The 15,331-nt window shown below is 38.1% G+C and carries 14 protein-coding genes and 1 pseudogene; 3 read left to right on the forward strand and 12 right to left on the reverse strand.

Annotated features, from left to right (window positions below):
• Positions 1-26: 26 nt before the first annotated feature.
• The 6 genes from opp4A to RTR43_RS09325 all read right to left on the reverse strand — a co-directional run bounded on the left by opp4A (position 27) and on the right by RTR43_RS09325 (position 7,191).
• Positions 27-1,739 (reverse strand): oligopeptide ABC transporter substrate-binding protein, encoded by a 1,713-nt coding sequence (opp4A, locus tag RTR43_RS09300; protein ID WP_312471310.1) that lies wholly within the window; start codon positions 1,737-1,739, stop codon positions 27-29.
• Positions 1,740-1,776: 37 nt separating this feature from the next.
• Positions 1,777-2,787, reverse strand: coding sequence for an ABC transporter ATP-binding protein (locus tag RTR43_RS09305; protein WP_312471311.1), 1,011 nt, complete (start codon positions 2,785-2,787; stop codon positions 1,777-1,779).
• Positions 2,787-3,809: an ABC transporter ATP-binding protein gene (locus RTR43_RS09310; RefSeq protein ID WP_312471312.1), complete on the reverse strand. Its 1,023-nt coding sequence runs from the start codon at positions 3,807-3,809 to the stop codon at positions 2,787-2,789. Before RTR43_RS09310 ends, RTR43_RS09305 begins: the two co-directional genes overlap by 1 nt.
• A gap of 162 nt (positions 3,810-3,971) precedes the next feature.
• Positions 3,972-4,748 (reverse strand): DUF2268 domain-containing putative Zn-dependent protease, encoded by a 777-nt coding sequence (locus tag RTR43_RS09315; protein ID WP_312471313.1) that lies wholly within the window; start codon positions 4,746-4,748, stop codon positions 3,972-3,974.
• Positions 4,749-4,962: 214 nt separating this feature from the next.
• The gene (fabF, locus tag RTR43_RS09320; RefSeq protein ID WP_312471316.1) at positions 4,963-6,201 is read right to left on the reverse strand and encodes a beta-ketoacyl-ACP synthase II; all 1,239 of its coding nucleotides are present in this window, start codon (positions 6,199-6,201) and stop codon (positions 4,963-4,965) included.
• Between the two features lie 57 nt (positions 6,202-6,258).
• Positions 6,259-7,191, reverse strand: a complete 933-nt coding sequence (locus RTR43_RS09325; protein ID WP_312471317.1) for a beta-ketoacyl-ACP synthase III — start codon at positions 7,189-7,191, stop codon at positions 6,259-6,261.
• Positions 7,192-7,394: 203 nt separating this feature from the next.
• On the opposite strand from RTR43_RS09325, the gene RTR43_RS09330 reads away from it, so the two are divergent.
• Positions 7,395-7,682 (forward strand): hypothetical protein, encoded by a 288-nt coding sequence (locus tag RTR43_RS09330; protein ID WP_312471318.1) that lies wholly within the window; start codon positions 7,395-7,397, stop codon positions 7,680-7,682.
• Positions 7,683-7,725: 43 nt separating this feature from the next.
• Here RTR43_RS09330 and RTR43_RS09335 read toward each other — a convergent pair whose 3' ends face one another.
• The 3 genes from RTR43_RS09335 to RTR43_RS09345 all read right to left on the reverse strand — a co-directional run bounded on the left by RTR43_RS09335 (position 7,726) and on the right by RTR43_RS09345 (position 10,487).
• Complete coding sequence (locus RTR43_RS09335) at positions 7,726-8,673, reverse strand: BMP family ABC transporter substrate-binding protein (protein ID WP_312471320.1); 948 nt, start codon at positions 8,671-8,673, stop codon at positions 7,726-7,728.
• Between the two features lie 173 nt (positions 8,674-8,846).
• A complete protein-coding gene (locus RTR43_RS09340) occupies positions 8,847-9,683 on the reverse strand; it encodes a hypothetical protein (RefSeq protein ID WP_312471321.1) in 837 nt (278 codons plus the stop codon).
• 81 nt (positions 9,684-9,764) lie between these two features.
• Positions 9,765-10,487, reverse strand: a complete 723-nt coding sequence (locus RTR43_RS09345) for a hydrolase (RefSeq protein WP_312471323.1) — start codon at positions 10,485-10,487, stop codon at positions 9,765-9,767.
• A 193-nt stretch (positions 10,488-10,680) separates the two neighbouring features.
• Between RTR43_RS09345 and RTR43_RS09350 the strand changes: the two genes are divergently transcribed.
• The gene (locus RTR43_RS09350; protein ID WP_312471325.1) at positions 10,681-10,866 is read left to right on the forward strand and encodes a YjzD family protein; all 186 of its coding nucleotides are present in this window, start codon (positions 10,681-10,683) and stop codon (positions 10,864-10,866) included.
• A 63-nt stretch (positions 10,867-10,929) separates the two neighbouring features.
• On the opposite strand, the gene clpB is transcribed toward RTR43_RS09350, so the two are convergent.
• Entirely contained in the window at positions 10,930-13,524 is a 2,595-nt protein-coding gene (gene clpB, locus RTR43_RS09355; RefSeq protein WP_312471327.1) for an ATP-dependent chaperone ClpB, read from the reverse strand.
• Positions 13,525-13,648: 124 nt separating this feature from the next.
• Complete coding sequence (locus RTR43_RS09360) at positions 13,649-13,828, reverse strand: YjzC family protein (protein ID WP_248733842.1); 180 nt, start codon at positions 13,826-13,828, stop codon at positions 13,649-13,651.
• Positions 13,829-14,101: 273 nt separating this feature from the next.
• On the opposite strand from RTR43_RS09360, the gene RTR43_RS09365 reads away from it, so the two are divergent.
• Entirely contained in the window at positions 14,102-14,794 is a 693-nt protein-coding gene (locus tag RTR43_RS09365) for a Crp/Fnr family transcriptional regulator (protein ID WP_396954553.1), read from the forward strand.
• A 253-nt stretch (positions 14,795-15,047) separates the two neighbouring features.
• Here the strand turns inward: RTR43_RS09365 and RTR43_RS09370 are convergent.
• Positions 15,048-15,233, reverse strand: a pseudogene (locus tag RTR43_RS09370) (transposase); the annotation flags it as partial.
• Positions 15,234-15,331 lie beyond the last annotated feature (98 nt).

The following is a 15,331-nucleotide window of genomic DNA, read 5'->3' on the forward strand; positions in this document are numbered from 1 at the left end:
AGTCTTTGCATGTTAATTTGCTGCAATTATTGCTTGATCCACCATACATTTGGACGGTTATAACCAGATACGTCAAATGTAACGCCATGAACCCGTTTGCTGACTGCCATCGTTTCTTCAATTTCAGCAATTGGAAGTACTGGAAGTTCTTTCATAAATAATTTTTGCCATTGTCCATAAATATCTTTACGTTTGTTGGCATCTGTTCCTACCACACTCATATCAAGTGCTTGGTCAAGTAATTTATCGCTCTCCGCATTTACCCAACGAGGATAGTTCCACATTGCTTTAGAGCTCCAAAGTGCAGTTGGATCTGGATCTGTACCAGTTGACCAGCCGCCAAAGAATACTTCCAATGACTTATCTGCCTTATCAAGCATGTCATAGTATAGGTTTGCATCTGTCATAGTAAGCTTTGTTTTTAAGCCAACCTCTTCCCAATACTGTGTCAATGCTTTCGCACGAGATTCGAATGTTGGGTTTTGAGTTGCATAGTGGCTGAAGTTAACTACAAATTTCTTCCCTTGCGGATCTTCACGGAAACCGTCGCCATCAACATCTTTATAGCCGGCTTCATCTAATAATTTTTTCGCTTTTTCTGGGTCGTATTTAAATTGTTCAAGATCTTTATTATCTGCAGCAATCCAGTGATTTGTAGGAACTGGACGGTTAACTGGCTTACCTACACCAAAGAAGAAAGCTTTAACCCATTCTTCACGATTGATTGCATAATACATAGCTTCACGTAGTTTTACGTTTTGATATTTCTTATCATTCATTACGTTTTGGTTGCCATCCCATGTTCCCATTCTGAATCCAACATAGTAGTAGCTTAATCCTGGATATGTTATTGCATTTACATTATCAAGCTTTTTAACTTCGTCAATAATACTTGGATGGAATTTTGTCATATCAAGTGTACCGTTTTTAAGTTCACCAACAGAAAGTGATGGGTCGATAACTTTAACAACAATTTTATCGAGATGCGGCTTACCATTAAAGTAGTCATCAAAACGAGACATCTCAATCGATTCGCCAGGAACCACTTTTGTTACTTTAAATGGTCCTAAACCGACTGGCTTCGTACGGACTTGCTCAGAAGCCTCCATATCTTTAACAGCTATGCCTTTGAATTCTGTACGGTTCATCGGATATGTCCAAAGGTTTTCCAAGTTGTTAACACGAGCCTTATCAAAGGTAATTTGGATGTGGTAATCATCAATCACCTTAATACCTGAAATTTCAGTCGCTTTACCATCATGGTAATTTTGTGCGCCCTCAATATTTCGTACGTTCTCAAAGCGAGAAGCCTCATAATCCTTATCCGCAACTACCTTTAAGGCGAATTCCCAGTCTTTTACGGATAACTCATCACCATTGTGCCATTTAACACCCTTTTTGAACTCGAAATCATAAACTTTGTTATCTGTAGTTTTCCATGATGCGATATTTGGTTGAGGTTTTAATTTTTCATCATATCTGATTAGGTTTTCATCAAATAACTGGAGAATTTCATCATCAACTGCATCACCATAGAAAGACCAGTTTAAAATTCCCTTAAAAGAAGAATCGAGGGCATACACTAATGTACCGCCATCCTGAGGTTTATCAGTGGTTTCACCAGATTTTCCATTGTTTTCTTCTTTCTTTGTTCCCGTTTTGTTGCTAGAGCATGCCGCCAAAAATGCGGAAAGGACCAGCATTAAGGCTGCCAGCATAAGTATACTTTTCTTCTTCATTTGTTTCCCCCCTATAAGATTTTATATTTTCTTTTGATTAATAAAGGTGGCAAGCTACTCGATGAGATGGCTTCACCTCCTTTAAAACGGGCTTACTCCGTGAACATTCCTCCATAGCCATTGGACAGCGCGGATGGAATGGACATCCTGATGGTGGATTGATTGGACTCGGTACATCACCCGTTAGGATAATTCTTTCCTTCTTAACTCTTGGATCTGGCGATGGAATCGCTGAAATTAATGCCTGTGTATATGGATGGAGAGGTTCTGCATAAAGGCTGTCTTTATCAGCTATCTCGACCATGTTACCTAAGTACATAACTCCAATTCGATCACTCATATGTTTAACAACACTTAGGTCATGTGCGATAAAAAGGAAGGTTAGCTCAAATTCTTCTTGTAAATCTTTTAATAAATTTAATACTTGTGATTGAACAGAAACATCTAGTGCAGATACCGGTTCATCAGCAATGATTAACTTTGGCCGTAATGCCAAGGATCTAGCAATACCGATTCTTTGGCGCTGACCGCCGGAAAATTCATGGGCATATTTGTAATAAGCATCCTGCGGCAAACCTACTTTGTCTAATAAATCCATGACTTCCGTTTTTAATTCAGCCTTGCTTTTCTTAGAAAAATTGTAAATTGGCTCAGCGATAATGTCGCCAATCATTTGCATCGGGTTTAAGGAAGCATATGGATCCTGAAAGACCATTTGCATATCTTTGCGAATTTCTCGGAGTGATTTTCCTGAAACTTTTGTGATATCTTTTCCATCAAATCGAATGTGTCCATCTGTTGGTTTTAATAATCGTAAAATAGTCCGGCCAGCAGTAGATTTGCCACAGCCAGATTCACCTACTAATCCAAGAGTTTCACCTTTCTTTATCTCAAAAGAGATATTATCTACCGCCTTAACATTCCCAACGGTGCGTTTAAAAAATCCACCTTTAACAGGGTAATAGGTTTTAAGATTTAATATCTCCAATAGATTTTCAGATTGGAAGGGAACTTTTTCATTATTTTTATGTATGGAGACTCTACTCATTACTTCACCCCTTCCCTTGGTATACTAGTTTCAAAGAGCAAACAGGCCACTTCATGATCTTGTTCGACTTCCTCTAGTAAAGGGGTAACCGTAAAGCATTCTGGCATTGCTTGTGGACAACGGTGGGCAAAACGGCATCCAACCTTTGGCATATTAGTTAATGACGGAACAATTCCCTGGATTGAGCTTAATCGTTCTTCCTTTTCATCCATTTTCGGGATTGCTCCCATAAGCAGCCTTGTATATGGATGTTTTGGATTATGGAATAACGTATCAACATCTGTGTGTTCTACTATCTTACCAGCATACATAACAATTACTTCATCACACATTTCTGCAACTACACCTAAATCATGTGTGATCAAAATGACCGACATATCGTTTACTTCTTGAATTTCTTTCAGAAGTTCAAGGATTTGCGCTTGAACAGTTACATCAAGGGCAGTTGTTGGCTCATCGGCAATCAACAACTTTGGCTGACAGGCGATTGCAATGGCAATCATGACCCTTTGTCTCATACCACCTGATAATTGATGTGGATACTCATCGACAATTTTTTCAGGACGAGAGATTCCCACACTTTTTAGTAAAGCAATGGCTTTTCGCCGTGCCTCTTGTTTTGAAATCTTCAAATGATTAAAAAGAACTTCCTGCAATTGATAGCCAATGGTGAATACTGGATTTAAAGAAGTCATTGGCTCTTGAAAAATCATGGAGACATCTTTACCGCGGATTTTATTGATTTGAGCTTCGGACATTTTCTCAAGGTTTATACCATCAAAAATGATTTCGCCTGATTTTACTTTTCCAATTCCCTTCGGCAGCAACTTCATAATCGATAGACTCATAACAGATTTGCCGCAGCCGGATTCCCCTACAACCCCAACAATTTGCCGTGGCTTTACTTTGAATGAAACATTATCAACAGCATTATAATCGGTTCCTTCAATATCAAAGGCAGTTTGTAAATTTTTCACTTCGAGCAGTGGTGCCTCATTACGCAGCGACTTTTTTGTGCTCATAGTACACCTTCTTATTTTTTGAATTATTCTATTAATTCATTATATTTAAATAAAATTTTATTACGAAATTGTTGCAATTGCAAGACTTTTTTGTAAAATTAGTAACTTTCATCCAAATGAAAATAAAAAAAGCCCGAAATAATAGGCTTTAGTAACTGAATACTATTTTTCCTGTAAATATTTTTTAGCAGGAATACTAAAAGATAGTTTTGTAGAATAGCTATGATTAACATAAAATTTCCCAATAATATTATACCCGATAGCATATCCAAGCAATTTGGGAATCCTGCCACCCCCATATAAAAGTTCATCATGTCCTCGTTCATTCTTCTTCGTGTCTAATTGTTTTTTGATATATTTATCCCAATAATGTGAAATTTCCTTCTCGGAGTACATACGGCACCAACTAGCTAAATATTCCTGTCCACAATTTTTTAATACCGCATATTCTGCCAGCCCCTCGATAATAATCGAATCGAGTAAGGTGTAGTCTTCCATTTTTTTATTCAACATGCTTAATCTGCAGACATGGTGGTACTCATGAACAAGAAGTGCTTCAATTTCTTTCGGGTCATCCTGTTGCGAAAGAAATAGAAACATTTTATCAGGAAAGGAAACTCCTGCCTTACTTTTTTCTTTTCTAATAAAAAAACCTCCAGGCTGTGCTAATGGAAAGAGAAATACTGGTATTTCTGGACCATTCCACTTTTTTTTATATTTATTATATAACTGCTCCACTTTATTCCATGCTTTTTGTTCCTTCATCCAATTAAGATTGTTCATCGCGGTTCGTGATGGTCGGTACATCCCAAAACTTATTAATTGATCGTAAATGTCGTTTGCCTTCTGTCCTTTGAAATATGGCATTAGCCTTTTGCAGATTCTAACTGGGCTGTCAAAATCCTCTTGTAACCATTGATCCGTTCGAATAATACCCATTACATCACCCCATTCAAGCCAAAGTTGACTATTTTACAGTTTATGATTGTTTTTTGGGGAGGTTCATAGGACAAAAAGGCTTTTGAGTCTCTTTTTATAGCTGATTACATCAAATTAATAAGTATTGTTCATTTAGACATTTAATGAAAAATTCATCCTACAAAATAGGCATAGAAAAATCGACCAAGCATAAAAGCCGGTCGATCCTAAATTTTTACTCATATTTTTTAAATACAATCGTGGCGTTATGGCCGCCGAAGCCAAGTGAATTGCTCATGGCTGCCTTAATTTCTTTTTGCCGTGCAATATTCACGACATAATCCAAGTCACATTCTGGATCTGGTGTTTGATAATTAATGGTTGGCGGCATCATGCTATCTCTCATTGCCAACACAGTAAAAATGGCTTCCACACCGCCAGCAGCACCGAGAAGATGACCAGTCATGGATTTGGTAGAGCTCATGGCCAGTTTATAGGCATGATCACCAAATACCTCTTTCACTGCAAGCGTTTCGAACTTATCATTATATTCAGTACTTGTACCATGGGCATTAATATAATCAATATCCTCAGGCTTTAACCCGCCATCATTAATAGCCATTTTCATTGCCCGGGCTCCGCCCTCACCACCAGGTGCAGGTGCGGTAATATGATAGGCATCACCGGTTGCACCATAGCCAACGATTTCGGCATATATTTTTGCCCCTCGGGCTAAGGCATGGTCTAATTCTTCTAAAATAACGATCCCAGCACCTTCACCAATAACAAAGCCATCGCGGTTCTTATCAAATGGTCGGCTAGCCGTTTGTGGATCCGGATTTGTGGAAAGAGCGGTATTGGCACAGAACCCAGCCACAGACATTTTCGTAATTGGTGCTTCTGCACCACCTGATACCATAACATCGGCATCACCACGTTGGATGACTTTAAAAGCATCACCAATGGAATTTGTACCAGTAGCACAAGCGGTTACGGTACAGGAATTGAAGCCTCTTGCCCCAAGGGTGATCGAAACTTGGCCTGTAGCCATATCAGGTATTAACATGGGGACAAAGAATGGGCTAACCCGCTTGTACCCTCTTTTTTGAAAAATTTCGTACTGCTGTTCAAAGGTTTCCATCCCGCCAATACCGGAACCAATCCAAACACCGACACGATGAGAATTTTCTTCATTAATGGTTAAATTTGCATCTTGGACAGCCATTAACGCAGATGCAACAGCAAATTGCGTAAAACGATCCATTTTACGGGCATCTTTTCTTTCCATAAATACTTCAGGATTAAAGTCCTTTAATTCAGCAGAAACTTTTGCCGGATATTCATCGGCATTGACTCTTGTCATCGGACCAACACCTGATTTACCTTCTAGAATCCCTTTCCACGTTGTTTCAACATCGTTTCCAAGTGGTGTCACTGCGCCGACGCCTGTTACTACAACCCTACGTTTTTCCATTTGTACATCTCCTTTTATCCACTAACATTTCTCTATTTTTTTCAAATAAATCTCAGTTTATTTTCCCCACCTGATCGCAATCGCTCCCCAAGTTAATCCGCCACCGAAGCCAACCATGACAATGAGGTCATCATCTTTAATTTTTCCGGCTTCTAATTCCTCGACAATCGAGATTGGTATTGATGCTGAAGAGGTGTTGCCATACTTTTGAACCGTTTTAGACATTTTTTCATCCGGAAGCTCTAATCTTTGTCTAGAGGCTTCCATTATACGAATATTGGCTTGATGAGGGATGAGGAAATCCACATCCTCTTTTGTTAATCCAGCCTTTTCAAGGACATTAACACAGCTCTCACCCATTTGCCGAACAGCAAATTTAAACACTTCTCGTCCGTTCATAATAATATATTCGTCTTGGTAAAGGTGTTTAGCCCCTGTACCATCTGCACCAAGCTCAAATGAAAGAATCCCGCGATTTTCAGAAACTTGGCCAATGATTGCTGCTCCAGCACCATCGCCAAATAATACTGCCGTATTGCGGTCATTCCAGTCAGTGATTTTCGAAAGTTTTTCAACTCCAACTACTAATACATATTTATAAACCTCGGACTCAATAAATTGTTTAGCCGTAACGATTCCATACATAAAGCCTGCACATGCAGCACTAACATCCATCGCCGCTGCTTTCGTTGCCCCTAATCTTTCTTGAATTCTACAGGAAACAGATGGAAAGGGTGTATCAGGAGTAACCGTCGCCACTAAAATTAAATCAATTTCTTCTGCTGTGATTCCCGCATTTTCAATCGCTTTTTGGGCAGCAGCAAATGCCATATCTGATGTATCAACATCATCAGCCGCAATTCGTCTTTCCTCGATTCCTGTTCTAGTACGAATCCATTCATCAGAGGTATCCATTCTTTTTTCCAAGTCATGATTTGTGACAATTTTTTCAGGTAAATATCTGCCAATTCCAACAATACCAGCTCTCACAAGTTTCAGCTCCTTTTTTTTGGCCAATCTCTTTTATATCCAAAAGATTAATATCAATTATTATGACTTGGTACTAATTTTATCAAATAGACCCTATTTTAAGCAACTATTTCTTCCATTATATCCTCCGCTAATGTACATTCCTTTTATTCGATAAATCATATTCTATATAAAAGATCAATTCAGAAAGGAGTTATAGGGAAATGGAGGATCAGACTCAGCATGAACCTGTAGATCAAGATCAAGACAACAACCAACATCATGAGCAAACTCAGATTCAAGATCCGTTTACTAATTTAATGTTTGGAACAAGGAGACAACCAGAACACCATGAACATATCCATGAACCTCACCAAGCCAACAACCAATCTACGATTAATTATGAAGAACTTATCGTGAATATCGATACATTGGTGGAATCAATACGAGGTTTAAAACCATTATTCCAAAAGATAATCCCATTCGTGGAACAAATCTGGAAAAAGAAATAAGCTGCCCCAAGAAAGCGGCAGCTTATTAATGTTATGTACATTTTTATTTAGGTAGAATTCCTGTTTCCTTATATTTTTCAATATGCATGTTCATTTTCCCAATAAACTCTTTACTAACTAATGGACTATATTTACCGAGTGAGATAACATTGTCTTGAAAATCAAAGGAAAGATTTCCTGATTTCAGCCTGCCATCATTGTATTGCTCTGCGATCTTTTCATATAAAGAATCCACCTGCTGAATGGTACTTGTTAAAACGGTCGACTCCCCCAAATCAGATTGATCTGAAACATAGCCAATAGCATATACACCATGTTCCTTAACTTTTTCAATCACTGGAACATTAAAGCCATCACCTGCCGGATAGACGACATCAACCTCATTTTCAAGCATATGATTGACTAATTGAAGTGCCTTTTTTTCATCATCCCAGTTTCCAACATATTCTATGGTTACAATGGTTTGTTTATTTTCTGCCATCGCTCCTTGATAAAAGCCTTCAATTTCTGGCTGCCATTCATAAGCAGCTAAAACACCTACTTTATGCCGTTTAGACATATGTGCTGCAACCATCCCGCCAAAAAAGCCCATTGCATGAGCTTTAAAGTTTAGACTAGTTGTATTTGGCGCTTTTGCATCACCATTAAAACTGACGAAGTGAATCTGGGGATATTTTTTAGAAATATTATTAAAATATTCAGCATACTCAGAACCATGGCCAAAGATAAGGTTTACTCCCTTTTGATCAAATTCTTCTACAGCACGTTCAACATCGACTTCTGAATTCATTCGCTCTTTATAAAATACATCTACATTGAAATTTGTTTGTATTTTTAGCAATCCTTTAAAGCCTTTCGTTCCCCACACCTGATCATTGATTGTTTCCGGAACTAACAATCCAACCTTCTGCAATTTCCCTGAAGACTTTGTTTCACCGCATGCTCCAAGTAAAAGAAGACATAAAAGAATGATTCCGAATCGGTTTAGCATTCCATACACCTCCTTTAATCGGCAGCCATTTCCTAAACACATTTCTTCCTTATATTTAATGGACTATAGAACCTTTTTTTCCTATATTCTAACCTTTGACCTGCTAAATGAAAAGACATATTTCCTAATGGCCAGCTTTTTGCAAGATAATAAATAATTTAATACAAATGACTCTAGATACCATTATGGAATAACCGTTGCACTTGTTCTAACTGTTTGGAAATGGAATCGGTAATAGGTGTTATTTCTTTCACTAAAATTCTTTCAAAATGATTGTCTAATTTCGGTGGGGCATGACAGTTGGAGCGAACCGTGTATTCATTTAAATGAAGAAACTCAGCACATTCAAACCAATAATCCTTTTTCCCGCTTTCGAGTATATAGCTTCCATCACCCTTGGATTCCATAATTTCAAACAATACTTCTAAGGCATCATCAACATAAAGGATATCACTTGTCCATTCTCGCTCATCTTTTATGATTTTCGTCTTTTGGAATTTTGAAAGAATAGCTCGTTGAAACAAAAATGTTGATGACTGCCAAGGACCATAAATCGCAGGTACATAAAACATCTGGATATGCTTCCCCCATTTCCTTGCTTGGTTTAGGAAGGCTTCCATCTCCATACTCTTATCAGAACTTACCATTTGGATCGGCAGGATGACTACAACACTCATCTCACTATTATTACGCTCTAAATAGTGCGTAATTGATTCCACAACCTTTTCTCTTTGTATTATTGCTTCTTTATAACACATAAATAAATCATATATTGAAAAAATTAACGCTGTTTTCGCCATTTCTTCATTACGACTATTTTCCCACTCTGATAAGGTCTGTTCGATATAGTTTGCATTTCGTCCAACCTCAAGTCTTTTTTCCGCTAGGAAATGATTATTGTCAATTTCATCTATGTGAACTCCTATCACCTCCAAACCCTTATTCAAAAGGGTTTTGCAAGCATGAAAACTAACAAAATTATATATTCCAAAAATTATGGCCTTGTCCATTAAATCTTCCTCCCCAAGCTAGCCTTATTGAATACTATGCGGTTCAATAAAGAAATATTTCAATATGGGGAGAATTAGGACTTAAAGGACAGTTTCATGGCTGCTAAAATACTTAATAAATATTTTGCCAAGCTGTTGTTTTTTTTCTGGAAGAATAAAGGTAGGATTAAATTTAGAGGTATTGATAATCCGGTGATATTGTTTTGATTGATTATACGATTTTCCGCCAGCAAGGACATGAATGATTTTAACTGGGAAGTCATACTCAAGATTAATGCTTTCCTCCATGCTGAAAATATTGTTTTCAAGCTCTAGCAGATTCTTTTTATGGGCAGTTGATAATTCCTTCATTAATTTTTTATAAAAAAACTTATGTTCCTTTTCCTGTTCAAGATGATGCTTTAAGGAAAGGATAGGATTAAGCAGGATGACCGACCTGATGTTTTTCTTCATATTTTCCATTAACCTTACTGCAACAAGTGCTCCCATGCCTTCAGCTAATATATGGATTTTATTGTTTAGAATTTCGCTTCGAATTACATGTTGGTATAAGCTCATAGCAAGTTCGACGGCACTTTCACTTCCCCAGTTTCGCCCAAACAGATTTGAGGAAAAAATGGTGTACCCTTCTTCTTTCAGTTGATCGATAATGGCTAGCTTGCCTTCATTTTGAGTCCAAAAGCATTTACTCTCGTCCACAAAATGCCTTTCGTCACCAATGATTAAGATCCCAAATCCTGTAGGCTTTTCTGGGTAGTGAATTATATTCCATTGAGTATCCATTTGAAAATTGCGATTCTCCATAGATAAATCTCCTTTTGCATATTTCCTCAAAATATTGTATGCCATTTCACAAAAGATGAAAGGGAGTTTGCCTAATTTAGGATATATTCGAAAGGTTCCTTCAGTTAGTGCAAATTGTCGATAAAACGTTTATTATTTCGAAAAGATATGATAATATTAAATAAGATGTATAATATGTTAGAGGTGAAAAATAGTGCGATTCTTTTGGACTTTTTTCTGGTCATTTCTATTAGTGCAAATGCTTTCATATGTAGTTAGTTCAATGACTCCAGGCGCTGAATTTGATTTTAAATCAGGTGCAATAGTATCTATTGGGGTAACTGTCTTGATTTACATTGCCGCTGCTGTGATTCCAAAACAGCCAGTAGAAAAACATTGATTTTTTACAAAAAAGGTCTTCCATATTAAATGGATGACCTTTTTTATTGTTGCTGTCATTCCTTCACAGGATGTTTAACATTACTTCTCCATTTTGGATCGTTATTTCTACCCTTGACTGATTATGAACCATACCCGCAATAATTTCCCGAGCAAGCTTTGTTTCAATGTTTCTTTGAATAAACCGCTTCAAAGGTCTTGCACCATATATTGGATCAAAGCCATTTACAGCAATAAATTCCTTTGCCTCCTCACTAATGGTAATATCAATTTGCTGTTGTTTTAACCTATTTTGCAGTTCCTTCATCATTTTCACAACAATATTTTTAATTTCTCCTAATGAAAGCGGCTTAAAAAGAATCGATTCATCAATTCGATTTAAAAATTCCGGACGAAAATGAGTCCTTAATTGACTCATAACCTTATCCCTTGCGTCAGCGGAAATCTCAATTTCATTTTCACTTCGTTCAAGTAAAAATTGTGAACCGATATTGGAGGTCATAATAATAACCGTATTCTTAAAGTCCACAACCCGACCTTGTGAATCAGTGATCCGTCCGTCATCAAGAGCTTGCAGGAGAATGTTGAATACTTCCGGATGAGCCTTTTCGATTTCATCCATTAAGATGACCGAATAAGGTCTTCTTCTTACAGCTTCTGTTAGCTGTCCACCTTCTTCATAGCCGACATAACCCGGTGGTGCACCAATTAACCGGGAAACTGAGTGCTTTTCCATATATTCTGACATATCAATTCGAATAATGTGTTCTTCACTATCAAATAGGGATTCTGCTAGTGCTTTTGCAAGCTCTGTCTTCCCAACACCTGTAGGACCTAAGAATAGAAAAGAACCAATCGGCCGATTAGGATCTTTTATTCCCGCCCTGGCGCGGAGTACAGCGTCAGTCACTAAATTGACAGCTTCATTTTGACCGATAACTCTCTCATGCAGGATTGATTCTAATTTTAACAGTTTTTCTCGTTCACCTTCGACTAACTTAGAAAGGGGTATTCCTGTCCACCTAGAGACGATATTTGAGATTTCTTCCCCGGTAACCTCTTCACGCAGCAGCCGATCATCCTTTTCTGCAGCCTCCTCTAATTCCTTTAGTTCCCGCTCTGATAATGGAATTTGTCCATGGCGAAGTTCAGCTGCACGATTTAAATCGTACTTATCCTCTGCCTGTTGCAGCTCCCAGCGAAGCTTTTCAAGAAGTTCCCTTTTTTCCTGTAATTGCTGGATACTTTGTTTTTCCCCGAGCCATTTGGCCTTCATCGTATCTTCAAGTTCTTTTAAATCGGCAAGTTCCTTTAAAAGTGCTTCAAGCCTCCGTTTACTGCCTTCATCACTTTCCTTTCTTAACGCTGCTTCTTCAATTTCAAGCTGCATTACTCTTCGTGTCACTTCATCCAATTCGGTCGGCATTGAATCTATTTCGGTGCGGATCAGTGCACATGCTTCGTCCACAAGATCAATCGCTTTATCCGGTAAAAAACGGTCCGTAATATAACGGTCGGAAAGCGTAGCTGCTGCAACCAACGCATGGTCATGGATTTTCACCCCATGGTGCACCTCAAACCGTTCCTTTAAGCCCCTTAAAATCGAAATGGTATCTTCAACATTTGGTTCTTGCACAAGGACTTGCTGGAATCTTCGTTCAAGCGCAGGGTCCTTTTCGATATATTTCCGATGTTCATCAAGTGTTGTCGCCCCGATACAATGAAGTTCACCGCGAGCAAGCATCGGTTTTAACATATTGCCTGCATCCATCGCACCTTCTGTTTTACCTGCGCCAACAATTGTATGAATTTCATCAATGAACAACAAAATTTGTCCTTCACTCTTTTTGATTTCATTTAAGACCGCTTTCAACCGTTCTTCAAACTCACCTCTGAATTTTGCCCCGGCAATTAACGCACTCATATCCAAAGAAAAGATTGTTTTATCCTTAAGGCCCTCAGGAACATCCTTTCTGACAATCCTTTGGGCAAGACCTTCGACAATTGCTGTCTTTCCGACACCAGGCTCACCGATTAAAACGGGATTGTTCTTTGTTTTTCTGGATAAAATCCGAATAACATGGCGAATTTCTGCATCTCTACCAATGACCGGATCCATTTTACCTGCTTTTACTTCGGCAACGAGGTCCCTGCCGTATTTTTTAAGAGCATCGTATCCCGCTTCAGGATTTTGTGATGTCACTCTTTGATTCCCCCTTATTTCTTTAATCGCGTTTAGAATAGTTTCAGCTGTTTGCCCTAATGAAGAAATAATTTTTTTCATTTCAGAATCATTTGCATAAGCAGCAGCTAACAAAAAATGCTCAACCGAAATATACTCATCAGAAAATTTTGCTGCAAATCCTTCAGCACTTACCAGTAACTTTTGCAGCTTTGCAGTGATATATAGTTTCCCCTGTTCTGTGCCGCTTCCGGTTACTTGAGGTTTTTTCCTCAATGATTCCAAGAGGTTATTTTTAACTTTCTCAGGGTCCAATTTTGTCCTTTCAAGAATAGCTGCTACTAGGCTATCTTCTTGGTCCATTAACGACAATAATAAGTGAGGTTCGTCGACCTCCTGATGGCTTTTTTTAATGGCTAACGTCTGCGCATCCATTAACCCTTTTTGTAATCGTTCTGTCATGCGGTTTAAATCCATTTTTCCCACATCCTCTTTGACCATTTTTGACCTATTGATTTAATTATAAAACAACTCAATAATAGAAGTAAAATTTTAAACAGGAAAAAAGCCACCCAAATGGATGACTTTATCTAACTTTAATTTATGGTTTTCGCTGGTAAGTCCATACACGGTTATCATTGGATGTTTCAGGAAATGCATCACCTGCTTTAAGTTTAATTTTTTTTGGATTTAGCACGTTGTCTCCTGTTTCGCCTACTTCAATGTACACACCGTTATTAGGTGCTTTTTTACCAGATTTAAACTGATGATTTTGTCCCATATTTTTCCCTCCTTAACTTCTTTCCCTTATATTATTTCCTTTTCTAGTGTGACCATTATAGGAATTTCTTACAAATTTCCACGGGGATAGACAATATTTCCTAAGAAATACTCGAAAAGTGTAAGACTTTTTGACGATTGTATGAACTTATTCAACATGTATTGCTAATTAATCTTTGTTAACAATATAATTATAGTAATATCTTGTAAATCCAACCTTGACTGTCATTTATTTTCAAGATTGATTTCATACCTTTAAAAGGTGGTTATGAGTATGCAGTCAGTAAAAGAAATGCCGATAACCTTGTCCCATCTATTTGATACGGTCCACCATTTTAAGAAAATGGAAAAAGGCACTTTTCTTTTCCAAGAGGGATCTGTTGCTGATGAATTGTATATTGTCCAAAGCGGTATTCTCCAAATTAGCAAAATTATTCCTGATGGAAGAGAGCTTACATTAAGAATGTGCTCCAGTGGTGATTTTGTCGGTGAATTAAATTTATTTTCCCCTGCTTCAAGATATTTATTAAGTGCACGTGTTATTGAGAGTGGCGAAGTAGCTGTCATTATGAAAGATGTTCTTGAAGAAAAACTTTCGCAAAATCTTCCTCTTTCTTTTGAATTCATAAAATGGATGAGCCAACAATACCGGAAAACGCAAACTAGATTTCGTGATTTGGTTCTTCACGGAAAAAAAGGGGCCTTGTATTCTACCCTGATCCGCATCAGTAATAGTTACGGTATGAAAACTAATAAAGGGATTTTGATTGAATTACCGTTAACAAATCAAGAATTAGCTAATTTCTGTGGCACCTCTCGTGAAGTAGTCAATCGCTTGCTAAGTGATTTACGAAAAATTGGTGTTATTTCAATTGATAAAGGGACAATTACTATTCATGACATAGTGTTTTTAAAAAGGGAAATTGATTGCGAGGATTGTCCGACGGAAATATGTAAAGTTGACTAGTTGATAATCCATATAATAAAAAATCGGTCTCTATGAAGATCGACTCAGATTGTCGAGAAAGGGTATATTTCTCGGCAATTTTTTAATAATGGATTGGCCCTGCTAACTGGCCTGTTGATTTCCGCTCCGGGCACTCGCTTTCCGCGGGGAGGTCCGGGAGCCTCCTCGGCTCTTTGGAGCCTGCGGGGTCTCCCGTGACCTCTCTATCCCGCAGGAGTCGAGTGCCCTCCGCTCCAATCAACAGGGTGGCAAATCAACCTAAAGAATGGCAACACACTTTTTCTAACCTGGCAAAGTGTGTCGCAATCTTTTTTATATTTTGGCAGGCTGCTGTAAGGAGAGCCTGTTCACTTGCATTCTTTAATCCCCGTAACCGGCAGTAGCGAAGCCCATGCAGCTCTTTTGAGTCTGCCAAGCTTCGCTCCATTTTTTCCTTTCTAAATTAATAAAGCAATTTTCCCGAGTTAGATAAGCGATTTAACCCTTACCTTTTCCTTTAATGGCTTTTTTCCATGCTTTATTCTATCCTCTTCAATA

Origin of the sequence: Neobacillus sp., from assembly GCF_031988165.1 — a bacterium.
GTDB lineage: Bacteria > Bacillota > Bacilli > Bacillales > Cytobacillaceae > Neobacillus > Neobacillus rhizosphaerae.

Bases quoted from the DNA above. Each gene is read 5' to 3' on its own strand.
- RTR43_RS09305 (WP_312471311.1), bottom strand. From the start codon at position 2,787: ATGAGTAGAGTCTCCATACATAAAAATAATGAAAAAGTTCCCTTCCAA.
- fabF (WP_312471316.1), bottom strand. From the start codon at position 6,201: ATGGAAAAACGTAGGGTTGTAGTAACAGGCGTCGGCGCAGTGACACCA.
- RTR43_RS09360 (WP_248733842.1), bottom strand. From the start codon at position 13,828: ATGGGACAAAATCATCAGTTTAAATCTGGTAAAAAAGCACCTAATAAC.
- RTR43_RS09330 (WP_312471318.1), top strand. From the start codon at position 7,395: ATGGAGGATCAGACTCAGCATGAACCTGTAGATCAAGATCAAGACAAC.
- RTR43_RS09310 (WP_312471312.1), bottom strand. From the start codon at position 3,809: ATGAGCACAAAAAAGTCGCTGCGTAATGAGGCACCACTGCTCGAAGTG.
- RTR43_RS09315 (WP_312471313.1), bottom strand. From the start codon at position 4,748: ATGGGTATTATTCGAACGGATCAATGGTTACAAGAGGATTTTGACAGC.
- RTR43_RS09340 (WP_312471321.1), bottom strand. From the start codon at position 9,683: ATGGACAAGGCCATAATTTTTGGAATATATAATTTTGTTAGTTTTCAT.
- RTR43_RS09335 (WP_312471320.1), bottom strand. From the start codon at position 8,673: ATGCTAAACCGATTCGGAATCATTCTTTTATGTCTTCTTTTACTTGGA.
- RTR43_RS09345 (WP_312471323.1), bottom strand. From the start codon at position 10,487: ATGGAGAATCGCAATTTTCAAATGGATACTCAATGGAATATAATTCAC.
- RTR43_RS09365 (WP_396954553.1), top strand. From the start codon at position 14,102: ATGCAGTCAGTAAAAGAAATGCCGATAACCTTGTCCCATCTATTTGAT.
- clpB (WP_312471327.1), bottom strand. From the start codon at position 13,524: ATGGATTTAAACCGCATGACAGAACGATTACAAAAAGGGTTAATGGAT.
- opp4A (WP_312471310.1), bottom strand. From the start codon at position 1,739: ATGAAGAAGAAAAGTATACTTATGCTGGCAGCCTTAATGCTGGTCCTT.